Here is a 24,440-nt window from a genome sequence, read left to right on the forward strand (position 1 = left end):
AAAATAGGGTTTATCTCAATCAATGTATTAATACTCCCCTTTAATCGGATTAACTTCATTTTTGTGATAAAGCAAACCTCTCGCTTAACGAATGAATTTATAACACTAATCATCTGCCCTTAACTGCGCTCAAGACAAGATAGCTTACTCACAACGAATCGCTCTTCTTAAGACTGGCAATGTGCATGTTGAACTGCGAAGGGAGATAATCACTTGGTTATACCCATCTATTTTAAGACCCTTTTTTGAGTAATATATAAATAGTTGACTTCTTATTATTTACATCCTGATAACTGACTGAAACACTAATCCCCATAATATAATGTCCAATTATTATTTTACTGATGTTGACTAATTAACTTAATGCTTTTTATAGTAATAATTCTCCATGTAAGTGCCGAACGTTTTTGTGGTCAATATTTTGAGGGGATATGGCATCAATTAATAGAAAAACCTATCTTAAATCTGATAAACAGTTGAGCGATGAAGAACTTCATTTTATTACGATCGTACAGACAATGAGGTACTATTTACTCGTCGACAGACTAGGTCAGGGGGACTTGACTAAGCTCCTAAAGGCTCGCCGCCAGTTAGGGGGGTTATGGCCCTGAACAATCCTCTAGTGAATAGCTTACTATATAGCAAAGAAATTAGACTTGATTCGTACACTGGAAACTGGCGCCGCTTATCCGATTATTCATATAAATTGCTCAATGTTCTGGATTTGATAAAATGGTAAAAGAAGTAGATAAACGAGAATTTAGTCGTGTTATGCGTGATGTAAATAGTGCATTTATTGCGTTAGATGAGGAAAAATGCAAGACAATAAGAGTAGGCTTTGTGCTGCTTGAGCATTTTTCCATGATGGCCTTTACGGCCGCCATGGATACATTAGTCACGACCAATCTAGTACGCTCAGCTCCCTTATTTACCATGTCTACCTTTGGATTGTACTCTTCATCTGTTAAAAGTGATCTCAATTTAAATATATCGACAGATTTTACTATTGAAGATCTGATTATTGATGATTATGTATCAATGGATGCGATCATTATTTGTGGTGGTTATCGCAGTTCGCTCAATGAATCAGTACATCTTTCCGCAAAACTGAAGTTATTGGATAAAAAAAATATTGTTTTAGGCGGTTTATGGAATGGAGCCGTAGCACTTGCTCATACTGGGCTGCTAAATCATAAAGCCTGCTCCGTACATATAGATAACCATGCCTTTATTAAAGAGCATTTTCCTTATATCTATCTCTCTGAATATGTTTTTAAAATAGATGGTAACTATATGACTTGCGCAGACCCCAATAGTGCCTTGGAGATGATGTGCGTATTTATTGAATCTTGTTTTGGCCGTGATACGGTGCGGGCTATTCGCGAAATATTAATGTGTAATCAAGTTGAAAATAATAACGAAGCCACCTTAATGAAAGCCGCCGATAATCCGGCTTTTCCCGATACATTGCGCAATATATTACAATTAATTAAATCTAACATTGAGGAGCCTTTACAGCCCCATGAAATAAGTTCGTATGTGGGATTATCACGACGATACATAGAGCGCTTGTTTCAAACTCATCTAGCAACAACACCATCACGGTATTATCTTGAATTACGGATCACACATGCTCGTCGGTTATTATTACAAAGCAACGATTTGATAGGAAATATAGCTGTAGCCAGTGGTTTTCATAGTACGACCCATTTCAATCACTGTTTTAAAGCCTATTTTGGATTATCACCGAGTCAAATTCGAAAAAAGTATCGCAGTGACCCCTTTTAAGCTATCTGTCGTTAACAATAAAAACCTCCATGATCAAATAGAGGCTTTTACGTATTCTAATCGTTGATTTGTGGTTTCATTAATTAGGCTGAATGGGCTCAACTCCCTGTGTTGGTGTTTCTTCGGTATCTATTTGTTTTCGTTCATCATCGGTTAATTTAGGAGAGAAGCGTCCGGTTGCCGCATAAAAGAGTCCAATTAAGGGGGATATCCAACAGGCAAACGCCAAGGGAATATAGAGTAAATTTTCTATATTACCGTCAGCAATACCTAAACCTAAAGCGGTAATGACGACGGCTCCTCCAGCGTTCCAGGGAATAAGTGGTGAGATTAAGGTCCCACCTTCTTCAACTGCCCGTGAAAGGTTAAGCTTAGAGTAACCTTGCTTTATGTATGCAGGTGCAAACATTCGGCCCGGTAGGCTAATCGATAGATAGGGATCTCCAGCTACTAGGTTAGTGACGACGGCGGTTCCCATTGCCGCTGCCTGCAGTCCAAAAAAGGAACGGGTTTTGTTTAATATCACTTCAATAATACTTTCTAAGCAATGTGTACTCTCTAATGCGCCGCCAAAGCCCAGTGAAATCATGACCAGAGTGATCACCCAAGCCATTGACTGAATGCCACCACGGTTAAGCAAGGAATCTAGCTCTGTTACACCGGTATGAATACTGAAACCATTCTGCATAAATTGAAAAATTTCATGTAAAGAGAAACCTTGAACAACCACCGCAAGTACAGCACCGGCAACCACACCAGCAAATAAGGAGGGTAATGAAGGCATGCGTTTTAAAGAGAGAAATAACACTATGGCTGGAGGCAGTAATAGCCATGGAGAGAGGTTAAAGCTAGTTTCGAGTCCTGTAGTGATAGTGTTGATCGTTGAAAAATCAACTGATTTTGAATCAATTACATAGAAACCAACAAATAAATAGATACATAATGAAATGAGCATCGAGGGGAGAGTTGTTGGGACCATATTCTTGATATGATCAAACAGGTTTACGCCAGTCACTGCGGGCGCTAAATTGGTTGTATCCGATAATGGTGACATTTTATCACCAAAAAATGCCCCGGACACGACGGCCCCTGCAGTCCAATATATGGGGATATCAAACCCTGCACCTATGCCTACTAATGCCAGACCTATCGTGCTCACCGTCCCCCAAGACGTTCCTAATGATACTGAAACAATCGCGCACAATAGCATGCCTGACGCAAGGAACAATTCAGGGCTGAGAAGCCTAAGACCATAATATATCAATACTGGTACTGTGCCACTGGCTATCCATATCGCCACTATCATGCCAACAGTAATTAAGATGGCGATAGAGGGTAATGCGATCCGTAAGGCATTGAACACACCAGCTTCAATATCGTGCCATTTATACCCTCTGAACCGCGCAAGTATAGCGGTTATTCCGATACCTATAGCCAAAGGAATGTGAGGGGTAAAATCGTTAAATACAAATAATTGGATAGCGAGTAAGAGGAGTGTGAGAGCAATGGGGAGTAAGGCCATCGTAAAACTTGGTTTTATACCCTTATTATTATTCATGTACATGCTTCCTTACATTGAAGTGTTCAAATTCATTGTTCCGCTACCACCAAATTCCTAATGAAAAACAAATGGCTTTTGTGTCAGTAAAACAAAAAAATCCTAAACACTTATTAGTAAATTGTTGGTTTTTTATTTCTTGTTGTGTGAGCTGGAACCTAACATAACTGAATCAATGATGAATGGCGGAGCGAACCATTTGTCGTCAATCGACAATAAGTGGCCGCTTAAAAGCAATAAGGAGTTTTTAATTACGAGTATTGTCTCATCTATGTCATGCAAGTCATCGCTGTTGATGACGAGTACAAGTACAAAGGTGAATTTAATGTTTAATTATAGTATTAAGATTAAAGAGTTCGATGCCGTGGTTGATAAAGCCATTCAAAAAGAAAATGTACGCCAAGAAGCGCACATCGAACTTATTGCTTCTGAAAACTATGCCAGTCCAATGGTGATGGAAGCACAAGGAACATCACTGACAAATAAATATGCCGAAGGTTACCCTGGACGTCGTTATTATGGTGGATGTGAGCATGTTGATGAAATAGAAGCATTAGCCATCGAGCGGGCGAAAGAACTCTTTGGCGCTGATTATGCCAACGTGCAACCGCATTCAGGTTCTCAGGCCAATGCCGCAGTATTTATGGCATTAGTTGAACCCGGAGATACAGTATTAGGCATGAGTTTGGCTCATGGTGGGCACTTAACCCATGGTTCCCATGTGAGCTTTTCTGGAAAATCTTACAATGCAGTTCAGTACGGTATCAATGAAGCTGGCGAAATTGATTACGATGAAGTGACTGCTTTGGCTCACCAACATCAGCCCAAAATGATCATTGCCGGATTTTCAGCTTACTCTCAAATCATCGACTGGGCTCGCTTTCGTCAAATAGCCGATGAAGTCGGGGCCTATCTTTTTGTCGATATGGCCCATGTTGCAGGCCTTGTTGCTGCTGATCAATATCCAAATCCTTTACCACATGCTCATGTCGTCACATCAACAACTCATAAAACCCTACGTGGGCCTCGTGGTGGCTTAATTCTGAGCCTAAATCATCCTGAGTTAGAGAAGAAGCTCAATTCGGCCGTTTTTCCTGGTGTTCAAGGTGGGCCTTTAATGCATGTTATTGCGGCTAAGGCTGTGGCATTCAAAGAAGCGTTGCTTCCTGAATTTGCGTACTATCAAGCTCAGGTTGTTCGTAATGCCGATGTGATGGCTCGCACATTGATTGAACGTGGCTATGATGTGGTTTCTGGTGGTACCCGTAATCATTTATTCCTTCTGAGTCTCATTAAACAGGGCCTCACAGGCAAAGAGGCTGATGCGGCTCTGGGCCAGGCTTCAATTACGGTAAATAAAAATGCGGTACCTAATGATCCCCAATCTCCCTTTGTTACTTCAGGACTTCGTATTGGTTCACCTGCAATCACAACTCGAGGTTTTAAAGAAGAAGAGTGTCGTCAGTTGTCTACTTGGATAGCGGATATATTGGATGCTCTGCAAACTGAAGATGTCAGTACAGTGATCGCAGAGGTGAAGAATAAAGTAAGCCTGCTTTGTGGTGACTATCCGGTCTACCGTGATCAGTGATGTTATCGCTATCTCATATTTAACGGCTATATAGCCAAATATTGAAAGGGCTTTGGAATGGAAAAGTATTCTGGTTTTGGGCTGGTAACACATGCTCTAAGTCATCATGAAAACTGGCAACGGGTTTGGCGTAACCCCCAGCCAAAGAAAAAGTATGATGTGGTGATTGTTGGTGGTGGTGGTCATGGTCTTGCGACGGCTTATTATTTGGCAAGTGTTCACGGTATTACCAATATTGCTGTGCTTGAAAAAGGGTATTTGGGGGCGGTAACACAGCGAGAAATACGACGATTGTTCGCTCTAATTATCTTTGGGATGAATCAGCACACTTGTATGAACATGCGATGAAGTTGTGGGAGGGGTTATCTCAAGATTTGAACTATAACGTGATGTTCTCCCAGCGTGGGGTCTTGAATTTAGGCCACACTTTGCAAGACATGCGAGATATTGAGCGCCGGGTTAATGCCAATCGATTAAACGGTATTGACGGGGAAGTATTGGACACCCAGCAGGTACAGGAAATTGTGCCTATGATGAACTGCGGTACCGATACTCGTTATCCGATATTGGGCGCCTCTTGGCAGCCTAGAGCAGGTGTTGCTCGTCATGATGCCGTTGCATGGGGCTATGCACGTGCAGCCGATGCCTTGGGCGTGGATTTAATTCAGCAATGTGAAGTGATTGATATCATCACCGAGGATGGCGCAGCTGTGGGGGTTAATACTAAGCAGCATGGTGTGATCAAAGCTGATCGTGTGGGGTGTGTGGTTGCCGGTAATTCCAGTGTATTAGCTAAAATGGCGGGTTTTGAGCTGCCTATTGAGTCGCACCCACTCCAGGCGTTGGTGTCGGAGCCGATTAAGCCTATTTTAGACACTGTGGTGATGTCTAACCAAGTGCACGGCTATATTTCTCAATCAGATAAAGGTGACTTGGTTATCGGTGCTGGTATTGATGGCTATAACGGTTATGGCCAGCGCGGGGCCTATCACACCATAGAACATACTGTTCAGGCCATTTTGGAGCTATTCCCAATGTTTAGCCGTGTCAGAATGAACCGTCAATGGGGAGGCATAGTTGATACTTGCCCGGATGCATGTCCCATCATTTCAGCGACCCCGGTTGAAAATCTATTCTTTAATTGCGGCTGGGGCACGGGCGGGTTTAAAGCCACGCCAGGCTCAGGTCATGTCTTTGCCGATCTGCTAGCGAAAGGGAAAGCCAATACGTTAGCCGAGCCATTTTCTTTATCCCGTTTCCACAATGGGGCTTTGATTGATGAACATGGTGCTGCCGGCGTCGCTCACTAAAGGAGGGGAAAAGATGTTTTATATTTATTGTCCTTATTGCCAGGAACATCGTGAGGAAGAAGAATTTCACGCCGCAGGTCAAGCGCATATCAGCCGTCCACTAGACCCTGATAATTGTAGCGACGTGGAGTGGGGTGATTATTTGTATTTTCGGAAAAATCCTCGTGGACTGCACCATGAGATGTGGTCTCATACTGCGGGGTGTAGGAAGTATTTTAATGTGACCCGAGATACTCAGAGTTACCAAATTAAAGAAGTCTATAAGATGGGTGAACTGCCCCAAATTGTTGCTGAAAAAGCCTCGGATAGAGAGAGGAGTGAAGTATGAGTCAGACAAATCGGGTTTATTCTGGGGGATGCATAGATCGCAGCAAACCATTGAACTTCAGTTACAATGGTAAAACTTATCAAGGGTTTGATGGTGATACGCTGGCCTCTGCATTACTCGCGAATGGGGTTGACATCGTTGGCCGTAGTTTTAAATATAGCCGGCCTCGAGGCATTGTTGCTGCAGGCAGTGAAGAACCCAATGCCATTTTACAAATGGGGGCTAGCGAAGCGACTCAGGTGCCTAATGTTCGAGCGACGCAGCAAGAACTCTTTGATGGGTTAGTCTGTCATTCTGCCAAAGGTTGGCCAAGCTCTGATTTCGATATGATGGGCTTATTGGGTAAAGTGGGCGGAAAAATGATGCCTCCAGGTTTTTATTACAAAACCTTCATGTACCCCCAAACGATGTGGCGAACCTACGAGAAATATATTCGTAAAGCCGCGGGGATCGGACGCTCTCCAACTCAAGCCGATCCTGATATTTATGATAATTTCAATCAACACACAGATGTGCTGATTGTGGGTGCTGGTCCGGCAGGTTTAGCGGCAGCGTTAAGTGCAGCACGCAGCGGCGCTCGCGTTATTTTCGCTGATGAACAAGCGAAAATGGGGGGGCATTATTATTCAGCCGTGAACTCATCAATGGTCGACCTGCAATGGAGTGGGTGGAGGAAACGTTAACTGAGCTCAGACAATATCGTGATGTATTGATGCTTCCACGTGCCACAGTGAATGGCTATCACGATCATAACTTCCTCACTATTCATCAACGTTGTACCGATCATATTGCTGATAAAGCACCTGGTGGCCAGATCCGTCAACGCCTGTATCGAATTCGTGCTAAATGGGTCGTACTGGCAACTGGTGCTCATGAGCGAACTTTAGTTTTCGGTAACAATGACGTTCCCGGGTGCATGCAAGCCTCAGCAGTATCGACGTATATTAATCAATATGGCGTGGTACCGGGTAAGCAGTTAGTGTTAATGACGACGAACGATAATGCGTATCAAGCCGCTTTCGATTGGCAAGACAGTGGTCGAGATGTGGTTGCCATTGTCGATACTCGCAGTCAGCCTCAAGGTGAAAAAGTACAGCAAGCGCATCTTCGAGGCTTGAATGTCATAACGGGCAGTGCGGTTATTGAGGTTAAAGGCAGTAAAAGAGTGTCGGCGGTGTTAGTTGCCTGCATCAATCTAGACGGTACTCGAGTGGTAGGTGAAGCAAAGACAATCAAGTGTGACACTATCGCGAGCTCTGGCGGATGGAGCCCGGCGGTGCACCTTTCTTGTCATACTGGCAGTCGCCCGCAGTGGAAAGAGGATGTGCTTGGGTTTGTACCCGGTGACACGATTCAGCAGCAACTGACTGCTGGTGCCATTAAGGGGACTTATAGCCTGAGTAAATGTTTACAAGAAGGCTTTAGTGCCGGGCAAGAAGCGGCAATAAAATCGGGCTTCACTGATGTAGGCAATCACGAAATCCCCACTGTTGAACGACTCACAGAAGAAGCAACAATGCCTCTGTTTCATATCCCTCATACGCTTGCAACTAGTCGAGCGCCTAAGCAATTTGTCGACTACCAGACTGATGTCACTGCGGCTGGTATAGAGTTAGCGACACGTGAAGGGTTTGAGTCCATAGAACATATTAAACGTTATACCGCAATGGGGTTTGGCACTGATCAAGGTAAGCTGGGTAATATTAATGGTATGGCGATTGCTGCAAAATGCATGAACAAGTCGATACCTGAAACTGGTACGACTATTTTTAGGCCTAACTATACCCCGGTTACTTTCGGCGCGATTGCTGGACGTAACTGTAATGACCTGTTTGATCCAAAGCGTTATACCCCGATGCAGCAATGGCATGTTGAGCATGGTGCCTTGTTTGAAGATGTAGGCTTGTGGAAACGTGCTTGGTATTACCCCAAACAAGGGGAATCAATGTTAGATGCCGTTAAACGTGAATGTAAGGCAACACGTGAAAGTGTCGGTATTTTAGATGCATCGACGCTAGGTAAAATCGACATTCAAGGTCAAGATGCCCGTGAGTTTATATCTCGAGTGTATACCAATGCATGGGCCAAACTTGCGGTAGGTAAATGTCGATATGGTTTGATGTGTGGTGAAGATGGGATGATATTTGATGATGGTGTGACGTCATGCCTAGCTGAAAATCATTTTATTATGACAACGACAACTGGTGGTGCAGCCCGTGTTTTAAGCTGGTTAGAGTTGTATCATCAAACTGAATGGCCTGAACTTGAAGTCTATTTTAATACCGTAACGGATCAGTGGTCCACGATGACGATTTCAGGCCCTAATGCTCGTAAGCTATTAGCGGAAGTTTGTCATGATATTGATTTAGACCGTGATAACTTCAAATTCATGGATTGGCGACAAGGGACAGTCGCTGGCGTGCCAGCCCGTATATTTCGTATCTCATTTACGGGTGAACTTTCTTATGAAATTAATGTTCAGGCAAATTATGGCTTGGAGGTATGGCAAGCACTGCAGGCCCAGGGTAAAAAATATAATTTGACCCCCTACGGCACCGAAACCATGCATGTCTTACGGGCTGAAAAAGGCTTTATTATTGTCGGTCAGGATACTGACGGTTCAGTTACTCCTATGGATCTGGGGATGGGTTGGTGTGTCAGCAATAAGAAACCATTTAGCTATATTGGTAAACGGGGGATGAATCGTGAGGATTGTTTACGATCGGGCCGTAAACAACTTGTTGGATTAAAGACCAAAGATGCGAATGTGGTCATACCTGAAGGTTCACAGGCCGTTGCCGATCCCCATCAAGGGATTCCTATGACTATGTTGGGTCATGTCACTTCAAGCTACTACAGTGAATGTTTACAGCGCAGTATTGCAATGGGAGTGATCATTGGGGGTCTTGACCGTATGGGCGAGACTGTTTATTACCCTCAAGCTGATGGTCGAGTTATTGAGGCAGAAATATGCAGCCCTGTTTTCTTGGATCCTAAAGGAGATCGACAAAATGTCTGATGTTGAAAGTGTGATTGAAAAGTCAGAATTAGCTCGAGTCGTTACACCGGATACACCGAAAGTGGATGCTCCCACCTCGATATTGTCTAAGATATTAGAAATGCAGCAACTTTCTATTGAAGGTGTGCAAGCCGTTAGCCCTTTATTCAAGGAGATATCGCAGGCTAGTCAGCGACCAAACCTAAGTGTTCATCTAAAAGAGTTAGCATTTTTAGGCCACTTAGTGTTAAGAGGAAATAGTCAAAACAAACAGTTTTCAGCAGCGATAGAAACCGTGTTAGGAGTACCATTGCCGAGTGCGTTACAAAGTGAAACGAAAGATGAATTATCAATAAGTTGGATTTCACCCGATGAATGGTTAGTTATTTTCCCTATCACTCAAGCTTTTGAAATGGAACGTCGATTACGTCTCATGGTCGACGGCCACTGTGCGGTGGTGAATGTTTCTGGCGGGCAGATTGTATTGAGCTTATCTGGGGCGAATGCATTGAAAGTATTGCATAAATCTACGCCCTATGATGTTCATGAGCGTAATTTCCCAGTAGGGAAAGTGGTGACGACGGTATTTGCCAAAACACAGGTGATTATTCGTCGTACTGGGCCTGAAAGTTGGGAGTTGACGGTTCGAAGAAGCTTTGCTGCCTATGTGTGGCAGTGGTTAACGGATGCTTCAAAAGAATATGGAGTAGAGGTCAGCGCCTAGTGTTTGGTTGACATTTTTGTTGGGAACTTTGGTTCAAAATTGAACCAAAGTTCATCGTTTCAGGCTTAATTAAAGAGATATAATCGTGGGAAATAATGAAAACACTTGGATATTAACCGCCCAGTGTCCAAGTTGTCTTGGCACTGTCGATGTTGTTACTCGCTTTCTTGCTGAGAATAGTTGCTACATTGTGGACATACAATCATTTGATGATCGTGAACTTAATCTTTTCTGCATTCGTGTCCAATTTCGTCCACTCAATGAAGAATTCACCCCTGATGTCTTTGAGCAAACATTTCAAGCGCGGGCTCATAAGTTTGATATGACCTGGTCGTTAACAGAGCCAAATCATAAAACTCGTGTGGCGATCATGGTTTCAAAATATGACCATTGTTTAAATGATTTACTATATCGATATAGAACGAATGCATTACCTATTGATATTGCGGTTATTATTTCTAATCATCCTGATTTGAAAGCCTTAGCCGAATGGCATGGTATCGATTATTACCATCTACCTATTACGGCTGAGACTAAACCTCAGCAAGAAAAGCAAGTACTGGAAGTTGTGCAGCAATACGCTTGTGAACTGGTTGTGCTTGCTCGTTATATGCAGGTTTTATCTGCCGATATGTGCTCCAAGCTCAGCGGTAAAGCCATTAATATCCATCATTCTCTGCTACCTGGTTTTAAAGGCGCTAAACCTTATCATCAAGCGTGGGATAAAGGGGTGAAACTGGTTGGGGCAACCGCTCATTATGTTAATGACGATCTCGATGAAGGACCTATTATTACTCAAGGTGTTCAGGCTGTTGGTCATAGTCACTATCCGGAAGATCTGGTCGCAAAGGGGCAAGATATAGAAAGTCAGACATTAGCCAGAGCGATTAAATATCATATCGAGAAACGGGTGTTTTTATGTGGCAACCGAACCGTTGTTTTTGCTGATTAAATTTATATTTAATCGATCTGCCGACGGAAGTTTAATCGATTTATTCGGACAAATAAAATGGGATATTAGTCTTTTTATGTAGCGCTTATGATATGTGTTCTATTTTTGCACATTTGTCATTGTACACCTAATACTGACTTATATATTGCTTTGGCGGTCGGCCTAAGGTTTTCTTGAAAAAAGTGATGAAGGCGCTAACTGACTCATAGCCCAAATCTTCAGATACCCTTTGTACCGAATATCCCGATGACAGTTTCTGCAGGGCGATGACGATATGCAGCTGACCTCGCCAGCGGCCGAAGGTGACGCCGATTTCTTGTTTAACCAGACGCGCCAATGTTCTCTCACTCATGGCAAATTTCGCCGCCCACTGGCCAATTGTTTCCCTATTGTCGGGCTGTGCAATCAAGTCTTGGGCAATTTTATTGAGTCTTGGCTCCTTAGGTATGGGGAAATCAAATTGCTCTGTAGGCATTTTGACTAGCTCATGCATCAGCACATCGACAAGCTTAGCCGTAGCACTCTTGGGTCCGTAGTCCTGTGGCAAGCTGGTTAAGTGTAAGATCAACTCTCTTACCAGCGGAGAGATGGACAGGGTACAGCTCTTTTGGGGCAAGTTGGGTAATTGAGGGTCGATAAACAGCATGCAGACCTGTGCATCCGGCGATATCCTGTTGCTGTGGGGGACCAGACTTGGGATCCACACCGCGCAATGAGTCGGCACCATCCAGATCCCGTCGTCGATGTTGCAAGTCACATGACCATGAGTCGCCAGCACTAGCTGTCCCTTTCTGTGACGGTGGAAGGGGGTCTCACATTCCCTGTCTCCGCCTCTTAGCTTCAAAGAGACCACCTTTTGTGGGTATTGGTCCGAGTCAAATTCGGGGAATAATGCATCTGTCGACATAGGTTTGTCAGTATTTAGCAATAAAATGTCAATATAGCTCAATTCGGCTGTTGGTTTAAAGGCTAGAGTAGCGATATTCTTCTTGTTGGAGCGCTTCATGACCAAAGAACATCAAACCTTGGCCACTAAATCGATTTTTCTTATTCTGGGTATCTTACTTATTGCGGCTAACTTACGTGGCCCCATCACCAGCGTGGCCCCCTTGCTGGACTCGATCCGCAGCTCTCTGGATTTAACCGCAACTCAAGCGGGCTTGCTCACGACCTTGCCCTTGCTCGCGTTCGCGTTTATGTCGCCATTATCCTCTAAAATTGGTCACAAAATAGGATTAGAGCGTGCGCTTATGACGGCGCTCGTCCTTATTCTCGTTGGGATCATAGTGCGGGCGCTAGGCTCGACCAGTGCACTCTTGTTCGGCACTTTTGTCATTGGAGCCGGCATTGCCATTGCCAATGTGCTCTTGCCCAGTCTGCTCAAACGTGACTTTCCCACCAGAGTGGCGACACTCACGGCTGTCTATGTACTTACCATGGGAATAGGGTCGGCGATTAGCTCGGCTGTGGCGGTACCCATGTCGAATCTTGCCGAGCATTTAAGCATCTCATTTATGCCTGATTGGGCCTTTGCTCTGGTTAGTGTGATCTTGTTCCCCATACTTTCAATCCTGTTTTGGTTGCCTCAGATGCGGGAGCGTACTGCTCCTGAAAAAAATACTGCCAGACTCGATTCCCATAGCTATGTCTGGCGTTCTCCCTTGGCCTGGCAATTGACATTTTTTCTGGGGTTAAATTCATTCGTGACCTATATCATCATAGGTTGGTTGCCCAGCATGCTGATGGATGCAGGCTACTCTGAGGTTGAGGCTGGGTTTAACGCGGGTTTGCTGCAACTGGCGACAGCGCTTCCGGCTATCGCGCTCATTCCTATCATGGGCAAGTTAAAAAATCAGAGCCTGCTCGCCTTCGGCACTGCACTTATCGCCTTAACCGGCATCTTGGGCCTCTTGTTACTGCCACAATTTGCCACCGTGTGGGTATTGGTGTTTGGTTTTGGTGGGGGAGCAGGCTTCATCGTCGGCTTATCCTGTATCAGCCACCGCACTCACCATACACATCAGGCGGCCGCATTATCTGGCATGGCGCAGTGTGTGGGTTATCTGCTGGCGGCAACGGGGCCTATTCTCATCGGTTCTGTGCATGATACGACGGGGAGCTGGAGCTTACCCTTAATTCTGTGTGCGATAGCTTGTGTGCTGTGCAGTGTGTGCGGCTTTTTGGCTGGGCGGGATCGTATTATTGAACATAAGCCGAGTATCACCATGAAAGTCGCCGATGCTGGAGTGGTCTAGACAGATGTGGAATTTTTAAGGGGGATTGGTCATTTTACGCCGATGGCGCTTCAAGTTATCGGCCCGGCCCTGTTATAATGAGCTCACTTCTCTGTTTTGCCGCATTTTCCTATTGAGCAATTACTTTCTTTTGAGTGCTTATGTTGAGTGTTTCATATTAAGCGCCTTGTGTTAGCTAATGTGATCTAAGGCTTAAACAGTTATTTACTCGTTATTATGTTGAGACCCAAAATGTCATTCTCCAATCTTGGATTAAGCGATCCGATTTTAACATCCCTGGCCGAGCTGGGCTATTCATCGCCAACGCCAATTCAAGCCGAAGCGATCCCGCTGGCCTTAAAAGGCAAGAACTTGATCGCGGCGGCTCAGACGGGCAGCGGTAAGACAGCCACGTTTGTATTGCCTATGCTTGAGATGTTGGCAAAAGGGGAAACCCAACGTAAGAAACGTGTTCGTGCACTTATTCTCACTCCCACAAGGGAGCTCGCGGTTCAGGTCTGCAACAGCATAGAGGCTTATGGCAAGTACCTTAACCTTAAGGCTTTAGCGGTATATGGCGGCGTTGATTACGAGCCGCAGAAACAGGCTTTGATCGAAGGCATAGACATAGTCGTTGCCACTCCGGGTCGCTTGAGGGATTTGTATACCCAAAGATCTATTCATTTCGATGAAATCGAAATGTTAGTGCTCGATGAAGCCGACAGAATGCTGGATATGGGCTTTATCGAAGATATCACTAAGATCATAGATACCTTGCCGGTAGACAGGCAAAACCTCTTGTTCTCGGCGACCTTATCGCGTCAGGTCAGGGAACTTGCCAAAGAGACCATTCCTAATGCCATCCAGCTCTCCGTCACTAAGAAAAGTGAGGGTAAGCCCAATATTGATCAGTGGTTAGTGACGGTGGATAAAGATAAGAAGTCGGCGTTATTGAGCCATCTGATCAAAGAAAAAAGCTGGCAGCAGGCGCTTATTTTTATCGAAACTAAACACGGCGCGGCTAAGCTCGTGACTCAGCTTGAGAAACGGGGCATTCAAGCCGAGTGCATCCACAGTGGTCGTGCTCAGGCCATTCGAGAGCAGATCTTGGCGGATTTCAAGTCGGGTAAGATACAGTTTCTTATCTCTACCGGGATCTCCGCTCGAGGCATAGATATCGATGAGCTGCCGTTAGTGATCAACTATGACTTACCTTATCCTGCCGATGAGTACGTGCATCGTATCGGTCGTACCGGACGCGCGGGCGCCGCCGGTGAGGCGATATCTTTGGTGTCTAAAGATGATTTCAAGAATCTGTGCATGATTGAAAAGCGTTTAGATCACTTGATCGAAAGAAAAGTGGTTGAAGGGTTTGAGCCACGTAAAGAAGTACCTGTCTCAGTGTTAAATTTCGTGCCTAAGAATAAGCCGGCTAGAGATGATTCAAAAGATAACCGGGTTAAGCCAAAAGATAAGCGCACGGCATCGAAATCCAGCGCGTCGACTCACAGCTCAGGCAGGTCATCGACACTTAAACAAACTGACAAAAAAGAGAGTTCAGCCGATAACAAGTTGCCGCTTAATCCCTGGGGTCGATAGCCCATATCCATGCCAAGAATCAAGAATCCAGTTAGCGAACGCTAAACTTCATCGAGATTTTTTCGAATAAAAGCTCGAATGAAACAGCAAGGTGGGTGAATTCACCTGCCTTTTTAGGTTTGTATTTTTGGCCTATTCATTATGCCATTGATATGATTCAGGACGTAGCGACAATATCTTAGATTCTAACGGTTTAAGCTTAATGCCTATCGACCCAGAGCCTGTGTCATCAATCACAAGAGCGTGGGTTTTGAGTCTTTTTAGCGGCTGATTTAACGGCTCTGCAAGCAAATCTTTCAAAGGGTAATGACCGGGTTTGACTTGCCACTGAGCGATCAAGTCTGCAGGTAGCTTGAGTGTAAACGCTTTGCCTTGTGAACGAGAGAAGTTACTGACAATCATTAACTGCTGCTCTTGACTGAAACGGGCGAAGGCGAACGTCATCTCATCATAATCTGATTTAGAGCCAGAGTCTGATTGACCCATTTGATTCGCTTGCCTATGGGCTTGACTGAGATGTTCGCTCCTATGAGCACGATTTACTGTATCTAAATCATAGTATTCACCCAGCAAGGCGGGGGCCGTGTGGCTAAGGTTTAACAGGCGGGCGTAATAATTCCTGAGTGCTAGCTCACTCCTGGTTGACTGTCCGCCATCGAACTTACCATCATTCATAAAGCGCTGATGTGCCGGCACGCCGATATAATCGAAGATGCTGGTACGGGAAGGCGCACCAAAGCCCGGGTTCTCGCTGCCATCTTCTCCGACTTCTTGGCCAAAATAGATGAGCGTCGGCGCCTTGCTTATGCTGGCTGACACCACCATGGCGGGCAGGGCGGCGAAAGGATCGCCGGCAAATTCTGGGCTGGATATTCGTTGCTCATCATGATTTTCCAAAAAGTGCAGCATATGGGACGCGATATCTGCGACTTTTAGCCTATCTGTCTCAATGGCTGATGTCGATTTCTTCCCTTGAATGATGGCTTTGAGGGTGTCATACAGATCGACCTTATCGTAGAGATAGTCCATCTTTCCCAGATGAATATAGTCACGAAACAGTGCCGGGTTATAAACTTCTGCCAGTAAGAAGGCATCAGGATTTATCTGTTTAATATTGCTGTTGAGGTAACTCCAAAACTCCACCGGGACCATCTCCGCCATGTCGTAGCGAAAACCATCTACCCCTATACTTAACCAAAAATCTGTTATCTGTTTGAACTTGACCCAAGAATCAGGCAGCTGCGCTTCATCTATGCTTTGCCAGAACAGGTAGTGAGCAGAGACATCCTGCTTGGCATATTCTTTGGGCAGAGTAGGGAAGTCGTGGGATCCATCAGGCTTGACGCCGTAATTGATCTTCACGGTTTCATACCAGTCATTGGCATCGGGTTTGGCTAAACGTGAGCCATTGCCGGTCCATTTTGCGGGGAACTCATCAAATTGACCATCATTGAGTGGATGTGTCTCACCGCCAAGTGGCTTGCTGTTACCTAGGTCTGGTACTTGAAATGAGGCGTCACTGACATAATAGAAGTGATTGTTTTTGGCGTATTCGACTTGTGTGTTGTCAAGTGCGCCGAAATTTTCTATACCTGCCAGCATCGAGGTGGACTCATAACGGCGTGCCACATGATTGGGCACGATATCTATGATCACCTTGATGCCATGTTGATGAGTGCGCTCGATAAGGGCTTTGAATTCATTTAATCGATTAGCGGGATTATCGGCGAGATCCGGATTGACGTTATAGTAGTCTTTCACCGCGTAGGGCGACCCCGCCCGGCCCTTGACCACATCGGGATCGTCATTACTTATGCCGTATAAGCTGTAGTCACGGATCAAGGCATGATGCGGCACGCCCGTGTACCAGATGTGGGTGACACCTAAAGATTGAATGCTCTTAAGGGCGATATCATCGAAGTCACTGAATTTCCCCACGCCGTTTTCTTCAATCGTGCCCCAAGGCTGATTGTTGCTGTTCTTGTTACCAAATAATCGGGTGAAAACTTGGTAGACAACAGGCTTAGTGGATTGATCGATATGCTTGCTGTTTGGTATTTCGTCGCTTAATGCCTGAACAGGGACTCCGGCAGTGGCTGATTGGTACGCACAAAACAGAGTGACTAGAATGAAACTTTTGCTGGTTTTTGGCCATGATTGAGCGAATATCGATGCCGATGTCTGGTTTTTACTGATTATTCTCATAGGCTTGTTCAACTTATTATTCTTGTTTATTGTTTTATTTAATTGTCTTGCTTCTTTTGCTTATAGGGCAGCCTGAATACTTGTTCTGGCTAGTGCTCCAACTCCAAGGATAGAACCAACACGCCACGAGGCGGCAGGTGGATCTTTGACTGAGCGTTTGCTGACGTGTTCAATTGCACACGCTCTTTAGTGAGTACATTTACCCCTAAGTTAACGCCTTCGAGCTGAGTGTGAAAGCGACGGGTTGCCAGAGAAACAGGCTTATCATTCTTATTGATGATCACCATGACAGTTTCATCATCATTAAACCTGAAGTAGACGTAGACGCCGTCGATAGGCACATAGTGTCTGAGTTTACCCGAGTGGATGGCGCTCGAGCTCTTGCGGAAGTTGAGCAAGGTCTTGATAAAGTCTTGAGCATCTTCTTGCTCTTGGGATAGGCCGATACCTGTGATTGCGCTTACCTTGTCGGTATTCCAGCCACCGGGAAAATCCCCACGCACAGTGCCATCGTGTCGGCCCGCTTTAGGGCTGGTCATCAAAATTTCCGTGCCGTAAAACAGTTGAGGAATACGATTAGACATTAAGGTGTAGGTGATGACCATCTTAAACAGATCCAGATCTTCATTCATCAGGCTGTATAAACGGTTAGTGTCATGGTTGCCTTCAAACAGGACTAATTTACTGGGGTCGGCATAAACCACATCGTTAGCTAACATCTCGTATAGGGAGATGAGCCCGGTATCCCAGCCCTCGTGCTGATTAAATGCTTTTAACATGACTTTATAGAGCGGGAAATCCATCAGACTTGGAAGGTAGGAGATGTAACCGTCTTTGTTGCGCTTACCTGCCTGCCAATAGGAAACGGTAATGGGGTTACTGGTCCATTCTTCACCGACTATATTGAAATTTGGATATTCGCTCATGATGGCTTTAGACCAGATACTGAGGAATTTTTTGTCGGCATAGGAATACGTATCTTCACGTATGCCACTTAACCTAGCGTATTCGACCCACCAGATGCTGTTTTGGATTAGATAAGTGGCGAGCAGGGGATCTTGCTGGTTTAGATCTGGCATGGAGTCGACAAACCAGCCATCGACGAACTGGCTGTGATCTGATTGAGTGGCGTAGGGGTCTTGAACTGTGGTGCGTCTGTGTGTGGTGAATTTCACCGAGGCGTTATCATTTGCTGATTTTTTGCCATTTATCCAGCTTGAGCTGGGTAAATCCTTCATCCACCAATGCTCTGAGCCTATATGGTTAACCACTATGTCTTTAATGATGCCTATGCCTTTCTCTTTGGCGCTAACAGCCAGTTGTCGATAGTCTGCATTGCTGCCAAATCTTGGGTCGATGCGATAGTGATCTGTGGTTGAGTAGCCGTGATAGGAGTATTTGGCTTGATTGTTCTCCAGTAAAGGGTTTATCCAAAGTTGAGTGACACCTAAATCTGCGAGGTAATCTAAGCTGTTTTCAATGCCTTTTATGTCACCGCCATGTCTGCCGTTGACATCTTTACGGTTAACTTGTTCTGACATATCAGCTTGATTATCATTGTTAGTATCGCCATTCACAAATCGGTCAGGGGTGATGAGGTAGATAACATCCTTATTGCTGAATCCCTGGCGCATAGCCGAGTCAGCGACACGTTCAAGCAAGGTATAGCTAAAGGACTGTACGCTTTTTCCGGCTTTAGTGAGCGCTAAGTCAAAGGTCTGCGGCTTGGCATTGCTCAGGTCTAGGGTGATAAAAAGGTAATTAGGATTATCGGTGTTCTCAACCTTGAGTATGGTGATGCCGCCCTCTCTATGGGGCTTGTGATTAGTCAGCTTATCCACAATCACTGGGGTGAAGTCAGAAATATGATGACCATGCAGCATCAACTGCAACTCGGAATTAGCCATATCCGCCCACCAAAATTCTGGTTCTACTCTGAGATCTGAGTTCTGCTTAGCCTCTGCTGCAACGGCAAGTGTTGCAGGCGCCATTAGCCACAAAAATAGTGACAAGACGATAAAAAGGCGCTGACTGGCACTATCTGTGACTGGTTTCATATATCGCTCGAGTGGTGATGGGGGAAAGACGAGATAAACTCAATAGTAAAATATTAACGTTGTGAAAACCTGATACAAAAAATGAAAAAGCCTGCTTCATGGTGAAGCAGGCTTTATTGACATCACATTACAGGGTGTAACTTAGGCCCAGGAAGTACTGACGGCCAAATGTCTGGATTGTGCCTGTTTGGTACTCTTCACCGAAGTGAGTCTTGCTTGGTTCATCTGTGAGGTTATTCACCTGAAAGAGGAACTTAAGGCCATTATCCAAGGCATAAGATGCTTGATAATCGATAATCGTCTCGGGGGCGAAGTAGGCAAGCTGAGATTCGACGGCCACTTGTTCAGACACATATTCGCTGCGGTAGCGCATGCTGACGCGGGTATCGAAACCTTCGTAACCATAGAACACGGTTGTATTAACCACATGCTCAGACAGTCCTGGTAGCGGGATTGCACGTGGTTCGCCGCCTAGGTCTGTTTCAAATTCAACTTCACTGTCGGAGAAGGAGTAACTGCCGGTAAAGCCTAGACCACTCCATGCATCGGGAAGGAAATCGAAGACTTGGGTATAAGCCAGCTCGATACCGCGGATATAACCGCCATTATCGTTGTTGACTGCTGTCTGATATTGACCCTCATCTTTCACTACCGGGTATTCAACACCATTTTCGACAATCGTATCGGGTACGATAAAGCCTGCGGCTTCAAAATCGAATGGTTGGACGGTAAAATCATTGATGAATGATTTAATATCTTTATAGAACAAGGCAATCGCTATCGCGCCTTCAGTGTCCGAGAAATAGTGCTCGTAGGAAATATCATATTGATCGGCGTAGAAAGGGTCCAGTAGTGGACTGGTGTTACCCCAGGCATTGTACTTTTTCTCACCAGGTGTCGATGTGTCATCGTACCAGGAGCCCATACCGGACTTTAGCTTGTTAATTGGTGGGCGAGCCATAACAGATGCTGCGGCGAAACGAATTTGATCATTTTTGGTTAGGTGAAAGTTCAGGTTTAACGAAGGTAGGTAATCTGTGTAGGTTTTACCTATCTCATTGCGGATATAGTCAGAGCTGATCACCCCATTATCATCGGCTATCTCTTCGCCTAAGCCGAAACCAACTTGCTGTAGACCTTTACTGGATTGGTCGGTATTGACAATGCGTACGCCGATATTACCGGTGACGGGCAGGCTGCCGATTTCAAAATCCAGATTTGCCTGAACATAACCGGCCAATACATCTTCATTGACCGAGCCGCTCTGGATCAGGGTCCAATTATTTTCCCAGTTAGCGCTAGGGGAGAAGGGATCGTTACCCGTCGAGGCGAGTTGAGTATTAACTAAATCTACCGCTTTATCGAAATCTATTTTTAAGAAACTTGGATAACCCGATAGGTCACCACCGAAGTTAACGACTTCAGTCATGTCATCTGTGAGTCTGATGACCGGCATATGATCCGGGTTCTTACCAAATTCTGAACCGTATCCGGCCTGAGAACGTTGTGCATTATATTCTCGCTGAGAGTAACGGACTCCCACATCGACAGATGAGATAAAAGAATCTGATAACTGATAATTTAGATCTAGCTTGTAGGCAATAAGATCGTTTTGCTGATCGTATGGCCACATGCCCACTTCGCGCAGACCTAATGTCGATGTGTCGGTGTAATCCTTAGCGAAGTTTACATCGGCTGGGTTTAAGCCGTTAAGCTGGTAGGTAACCGATTCCGCCGAGCGGATCTGATTGTCCATATCATCGTAGATCACAGCGCGGGTTCCGCCGTTAACAAACTTACCGTCGGCTTTCGAGTAGCTGATATCCGCTGCTAGGGTTAAGGCATCGCCATTGTTCCATTCGATATTGAATGCGCCAGAAGTCAGCTCCGAGTACTTTGAGTCGTTGTCGTTCACCACAAATACGGCGAAATTATCTGTGCCGTCGGTAGACACTGTGCCGCCAGTCATGGTGCCATCTTCGACTGTGGCATTACTGATATTACCATTGGCTAAAGACTTGACGCGAAAGCCTCTGGCAAAGGTTTCGGAATCAAATTTCGAGTGAAACAGATCGCCTTTTATACTCCAGTTATCATTAGGCTGCCAGTGAATGGCACCCATGTAGCCGTCACGGGTCTCTTCACCGCCTTTTTGCTGCATCTCGAAGCCTTCACTGATGTTGTCATCGCTGCCATCAGCGTTAACGTCTCTTCTCTGCCAAGATGGATACTGTAGACCTATAAATTGGCTGGAGACGGAAGGTTGATATAGATGGGCGTAACCCAGTGCAAGGCCTAAGGTTTCTTCGAGGAACTTACCTTGATAAGAGAAGCTTAAACGGTTACCTAAGTCATCGGCATCACTCACATCACCGGCTTTATCGTTGAAGCTGCCACGTAGGTTGACGGTAAAGTTGTGTTCTTTACTGGCTTGAAGTGGATCGGCGGTTTTTAGCTCAACCGTACCAGCTACGCCCCCTTCGATGAGTGACGCTTTAGGCGACTTATATACTGTGGCCTGATTGATAAGCTCTGATGGGTATTGATCGAACTCAATGGCTCGCTTATCGCCTGTTGTTACCTGCTCACGCCCGTTTAAGGTCATGAATACGAAGTCACCATCGAGTCCGCGAATGTTAAGCCCACTGGCTTGGCCACCGGTACGCACTGCGGTAATACCGGGGAGTCGAGTCAAGGCATCTGCGATGGATTGGTCCGGTAGGGCACCTAAATCATCTGCTGAGATGTTCTCAGATACCGTGTCTGCAAAACGTTTACTGTTAAGAGACTTAATTAAACTGGTACGAAAGCCTCTAACTTCGATAACTTCGATCGACTCTTCTTCTGCGGTCGACTCTTTTTTTGTGGTTTCATCGGCGGCGTAGGTGTGCATGCTAGCGCCGGCAGCGATTAGCGCTATGGTTAACAAGCTAGGTTTAAATTGAAACATCCATCTTCCCCTTATTTACTCTTTTCACTTTTATTTTTTATTCTCAGCAGTCACGGCAAAACACAGATAATGCATATGAGGTTGTGAATTAGATCTGCCTGTTATTGTACTTGTACGCAACTTGTTGCGGTACGGTGAAGATGTTACTCCCGCCTATCCTAGCAAAACAATCTTGTGCATACGTATTCAAAAGATCCGAGTGATATAAAATTAGGCGGCTTAAGGGTTGAAAGCTAGATAAAACTCTGACGTGAATGGTAGCTAATCATTTGATAATAAAAGGTTTGAACTTGATTGTGGTGCATGGGTAAGAGTAAGCTAAGTTATGCATACGTATGCAGAGATATTGAACCCTATTTCCCTATTCACGTATGCTCGTCTTATTCAAACAGGATATGCAGCCAGTAACCTCAAACAAACGTTAAGGCAACAAGGGTGTTGCTGGGGCAGGTTAGTCTGTTACATATCTTTAGTTTTTTATTAGGGGCGACAATGACTCAAGTTTCTTGGTGGCGGGGCGCCGTCATCTACCAGATCTATCCGCGTAGCTTGATGGACTCTAATGGTGATGGTGTAGGAGATCTTCAAGGGATCATCACTAAACTCGACTATATTGCGAGTCTAAATGTCGATGCAATCTGGGTATCTCCCTTTTTTAAGTCGCCGATGAAAGATTTTGGCTATGACATCAGTGATTATCGGGCGGTGGACCCTCTGTTTGGCACCATGGATGATTTCGATGAGCTCATCGCTAAGGCTCATGGCTTCGGGATCAAGGTGATTATCGATCAGGTACTGAGTCATACGTCTGATCAGCATGAGTGGTTTATAGAGAGTAGGGAGAGCCGTACCAACCACAAGCAAGACTGGTACGTATGGGCCGACCCTAAGGATGATGGCACGGCGCCCAACAACTGGTTAGCCATTTTTGGTGGTGGAGCCTGGGAGTGGGAGCCCAGGAGACAGCAATATTACTTGCATAATTTCCTCACCAGTCAGCCTGATCTGAATTTCCACAACCCCGATGTCAGACAAGCCGTGCTTGATAACGTCGAATTTTGGCTTAAGAAGGGAGTCGATGGCTTTAGACTCGATGCCATTACTTTCTGTTTTCACGATCAAGACCTGAGAGATAATCCGGCTAAGCCTAAAGATAAGCGTCAGGGAAGGGGCTTTAGCGAAGACAATCCCTATGCCTATCAATATCATTATTACAATAATACCCGGCCCGAGACCGTGGGTTTTATCGAAGATCTGCGAGGTCTCATTGACCGCTACCCTGGGGCGGTAACCCTTGGCGAAGTCTCATCTGAAGATTCTTTGGCCACCATGGCCGAATATACTCGGGGTGAGCATAGGTTACATATGGCCTACAGCTTCGAGTTATTGACCGATGATTTTAGTGCGGGTTATATTCGACAGACTGTCGAGGCACTCGAGGCGAGTATTGGTGATGGTTGGCCTTGCTGGGCGATAGGTAATCACGATGTACAGCGCGTCGTTAGCCGCTGGGGAAAAGGCAATACTCAATCGGCTATGATAAAGATGCTCACGGCTATGCTATGTTCAATGCGAGGCAGTGTTTGTAGCTATCAAGGGGAGGAGCTGGGCCTGAGTGAAGCCCCTGTTGAATTTCATCAGTTGCAAGATCCCTTCGGCATTGCATTCTGGCCCATGTTTAAGGGCAGGGATGGGTGCCGTACGCCCATGCCCTGGTTACATGACAAGCGCCATGCTGGTTTCAGTGATACAACACCTTGGTTACCTGTGCCTGAGCATCATCTCGCCTTGTCGGTTGATCTACAAGAATCAGATGAAGCCTCAGTGCTCAATGCTTATCGCCAGTTTCTAAGTTGGCGGCAGCAACAGCAGGCATTAATTACAGGAAGCATCAGATTTATGGATGCACCTGAGCCTATTCTTGCCTTCATTAGGGAAACGGCCGGGCAAAGGTGTCTTGTGTGCTTAAATCTGTCGGCTAAGTCAGTTAGCTATCAGGGTTTACCATCTTGTTTAGGGGAGATCAGTCGAGAGCAAATCATCACAGGACATGGTTTACTTCAAGGAGGCATTATCGATAATGAGATCCAGCTTCCTGGGTTTGGCTGCCTATACGTCAAGTTGAAGTGAAATAGATTCACATTTA

General features: G+C 45.4%; 17 protein-coding genes. 12 read left to right on the forward strand and 5 right to left on the reverse strand.

Going from position 1 to position 24,440, the window contains the following annotated elements; genetic code table 11:
• The first annotated feature begins 732 nt into the window (after positions 1-732).
• Positions 733-1,788 carry a GlxA family transcriptional regulator gene (locus FM037_RS12680; RefSeq protein ID WP_144046301.1) on the forward strand — a complete coding sequence of 352 codons (1,056 nt, stop codon included), beginning with the start codon at positions 733-735 and terminating at the stop codon, positions 1,786-1,788.
• A gap of 79 nt (positions 1,789-1,867) precedes the next feature.
• Here FM037_RS12680 and nhaC read toward each other — a convergent pair whose 3' ends face one another.
• Positions 1,868-3,346, reverse strand: a complete 1,479-nt coding sequence (gene nhaC / locus FM037_RS12685) for a Na+/H+ antiporter NhaC (protein ID WP_144046302.1) — start codon at positions 3,344-3,346, stop codon at positions 1,868-1,870.
• Positions 3,347-3,671: 325 nt separating this feature from the next.
• Here nhaC and glyA point away from each other — a divergent pair, with 325 nt between their 5' ends.
• From glyA to purU, 8 genes are all read left to right on the forward strand, one after another.
• Complete coding sequence (gene glyA, locus FM037_RS12690; protein WP_144046303.1) at positions 3,672-4,937, forward strand: serine hydroxymethyltransferase; 1,266 nt, start codon at positions 3,672-3,674, stop codon at positions 4,935-4,937.
• A gap of 57 nt (positions 4,938-4,994) precedes the next feature.
• On the forward strand, positions 4,995-5,285 hold the full coding sequence (locus tag FM037_RS30540; RefSeq protein ID WP_456114956.1) for an FAD-dependent oxidoreductase: 291 nt from the start codon (positions 4,995-4,997) through the stop codon (positions 5,283-5,285).
• Positions 5,228-6,247 carry a sarcosine oxidase subunit beta family protein gene (locus tag FM037_RS12695; RefSeq protein WP_456114961.1) on the forward strand — a complete coding sequence of 340 codons (1,020 nt, stop codon included), beginning with the start codon at positions 5,228-5,230 and terminating at the stop codon, positions 6,245-6,247. Before FM037_RS30540 ends, FM037_RS12695 begins: the two co-directional genes overlap by 58 nt.
• Before the next feature lie 13 nt (positions 6,248-6,260).
• Positions 6,261-6,575 (forward strand): sarcosine oxidase subunit delta, encoded by a 315-nt coding sequence (locus FM037_RS12700; RefSeq protein WP_144046304.1) that lies wholly within the window; start codon positions 6,261-6,263, stop codon positions 6,573-6,575.
• Positions 6,572-7,258: a 2Fe-2S iron-sulfur cluster-binding protein gene (locus FM037_RS29430; RefSeq protein WP_229381173.1), complete on the forward strand. Its 687-nt coding sequence runs from the start codon at positions 6,572-6,574 to the stop codon at positions 7,256-7,258. The genes FM037_RS12700 and FM037_RS29430 overlap by 4 nt, the downstream gene beginning before the upstream one ends.
• Complete coding sequence (locus FM037_RS12705; protein ID WP_229381174.1) at positions 7,234-9,594, forward strand: glycine cleavage T C-terminal barrel domain-containing protein; 2,361 nt, start codon at positions 7,234-7,236, stop codon at positions 9,592-9,594. The genes FM037_RS29430 and FM037_RS12705 overlap by 25 nt, the downstream gene beginning before the upstream one ends.
• Entirely contained in the window at positions 9,587-10,297 is a 711-nt protein-coding gene (locus FM037_RS12710) for a sarcosine oxidase subunit gamma (protein ID WP_229381175.1), read from the forward strand. The genes FM037_RS12705 and FM037_RS12710 overlap by 8 nt, the downstream gene beginning before the upstream one ends.
• Positions 10,298-10,382: 85 nt before the next feature.
• On the forward strand, positions 10,383-11,249 hold the full coding sequence (gene purU / locus FM037_RS12715; RefSeq protein WP_144046305.1) for a formyltetrahydrofolate deformylase: 867 nt from the start codon (positions 10,383-10,385) through the stop codon (positions 11,247-11,249).
• 127 nt (positions 11,250-11,376) lie between these two features.
• Here the strand turns inward: purU and FM037_RS12720 are convergent, their stop codons facing one another.
• Positions 11,377-12,156, reverse strand: a complete 780-nt coding sequence (locus FM037_RS12720) for an AraC family transcriptional regulator (protein WP_144048934.1) — start codon at positions 12,154-12,156, stop codon at positions 11,377-11,379.
• 97 nt (positions 12,157-12,253) lie between these two features.
• Between FM037_RS12720 and FM037_RS12725 the strand changes: the two genes are divergently transcribed.
• The gene (locus FM037_RS12725) at positions 12,254-13,504 is read left to right on the forward strand and encodes an MFS transporter (RefSeq protein WP_144046306.1); all 1,251 of its coding nucleotides are present in this window, start codon (positions 12,254-12,256) and stop codon (positions 13,502-13,504) included.
• 231 nt (positions 13,505-13,735) lie between these two features.
• The gene (locus FM037_RS12730; RefSeq protein ID WP_144046307.1) at positions 13,736-15,082 is read left to right on the forward strand and encodes a DEAD/DEAH box helicase; all 1,347 of its coding nucleotides are present in this window, start codon (positions 13,736-13,738) and stop codon (positions 15,080-15,082) included.
• Positions 15,083-15,214: 132 nt separating this feature from the next.
• Here the strand turns inward: FM037_RS12730 and FM037_RS12735 are convergent, their stop codons facing one another.
• The 3 genes from FM037_RS12735 to FM037_RS12745 all read right to left on the reverse strand — a co-directional run bounded on the left by FM037_RS12735 (position 15,215) and on the right by FM037_RS12745 (position 22,294).
• The gene (locus FM037_RS12735; RefSeq protein ID WP_144046308.1) at positions 15,215-17,287 is read right to left on the reverse strand and encodes an alpha-amylase family protein; all 2,073 of its coding nucleotides are present in this window, start codon (positions 17,285-17,287) and stop codon (positions 15,215-15,217) included.
• Positions 17,288-17,376: 89 nt separating this feature from the next.
• Complete coding sequence (locus FM037_RS12740; protein WP_144048935.1) at positions 17,377-19,278, reverse strand: glycoside hydrolase family 13 protein; 1,902 nt, start codon at positions 19,276-19,278, stop codon at positions 17,377-17,379.
• 193 nt (positions 19,279-19,471) lie between these two features.
• On the reverse strand, positions 19,472-22,294 hold the full coding sequence (locus tag FM037_RS12745) for a TonB-dependent receptor (protein WP_144046309.1): 2,823 nt from the start codon (positions 22,292-22,294) through the stop codon (positions 19,472-19,474).
• 492 nt (positions 22,295-22,786) lie between these two features.
• Between FM037_RS12745 and FM037_RS12750 the strand changes: the two genes are divergently transcribed.
• Positions 22,787-24,424: an alpha-glucosidase family protein gene (locus tag FM037_RS12750; RefSeq protein ID WP_144046310.1), complete on the forward strand. Its 1,638-nt coding sequence runs from the start codon at positions 22,787-22,789 to the stop codon at positions 24,422-24,424.
• The last annotated feature ends 16 nt before the right edge of the window (positions 24,425-24,440 follow it).

The sequence above is a fragment of the Shewanella psychropiezotolerans genome, assembly GCF_007197555.1.
GTDB classification, from domain to species: domain Bacteria; phylum Pseudomonadota; class Gammaproteobacteria; order Enterobacterales; family Shewanellaceae; genus Shewanella; species Shewanella psychropiezotolerans.

Bases quoted from the DNA above. Each gene is read 5' to 3' on its own strand.
- FM037_RS12680 (WP_144046301.1), top strand. From the start codon at position 733: ATGGTAAAAGAAGTAGATAAACGAGAATTTAGTCGTGTTATGCGTGAT.
- nhaC (WP_144046302.1), bottom strand. From the start codon at position 3,346: ATGAATAATAATAAGGGTATAAAACCAAGTTTTACGATGGCCTTACTC.
- glyA (WP_144046303.1), top strand. From the start codon at position 3,672: ATGTTTAATTATAGTATTAAGATTAAAGAGTTCGATGCCGTGGTTGAT.
- FM037_RS30540 (WP_456114956.1), top strand. From the start codon at position 4,995: ATGGAAAAGTATTCTGGTTTTGGGCTGGTAACACATGCTCTAAGTCAT.
- FM037_RS12700 (WP_144046304.1), top strand. From the start codon at position 6,261: ATGTTTTATATTTATTGTCCTTATTGCCAGGAACATCGTGAGGAAGAA.
- FM037_RS29430 (WP_229381173.1), top strand. From the start codon at position 6,572: ATGAGTCAGACAAATCGGGTTTATTCTGGGGGATGCATAGATCGCAGC.
- FM037_RS12705 (WP_229381174.1), top strand. From the start codon at position 7,234: ATGGAGTGGGTGGAGGAAACGTTAACTGAGCTCAGACAATATCGTGAT.
- FM037_RS12710 (WP_229381175.1), top strand. From the start codon at position 9,587: ATGTCTGATGTTGAAAGTGTGATTGAAAAGTCAGAATTAGCTCGAGTC.
- FM037_RS12720 (WP_144048934.1), bottom strand. From the start codon at position 12,156: ATGTCGACAGATGCATTATTCCCCGAATTTGACTCGGACCAATACCCA.
- FM037_RS12725 (WP_144046306.1), top strand. From the start codon at position 12,254: ATGACCAAAGAACATCAAACCTTGGCCACTAAATCGATTTTTCTTATT.
- FM037_RS12730 (WP_144046307.1), top strand. From the start codon at position 13,736: ATGTCATTCTCCAATCTTGGATTAAGCGATCCGATTTTAACATCCCTG.
- FM037_RS12735 (WP_144046308.1), bottom strand. From the start codon at position 17,287: ATGAGAATAATCAGTAAAAACCAGACATCGGCATCGATATTCGCTCAA.
- FM037_RS12740 (WP_144048935.1), bottom strand. From the start codon at position 19,278: ATGGCGCCTGCAACACTTGCCGTTGCAGCAGAGGCTAAGCAGAACTCA.
- FM037_RS12745 (WP_144046309.1), bottom strand. From the start codon at position 22,294: ATGTTTCAATTTAAACCTAGCTTGTTAACCATAGCGCTAATCGCTGCC.
- FM037_RS12750 (WP_144046310.1), top strand. From the start codon at position 22,787: ATGACTCAAGTTTCTTGGTGGCGGGGCGCCGTCATCTACCAGATCTAT.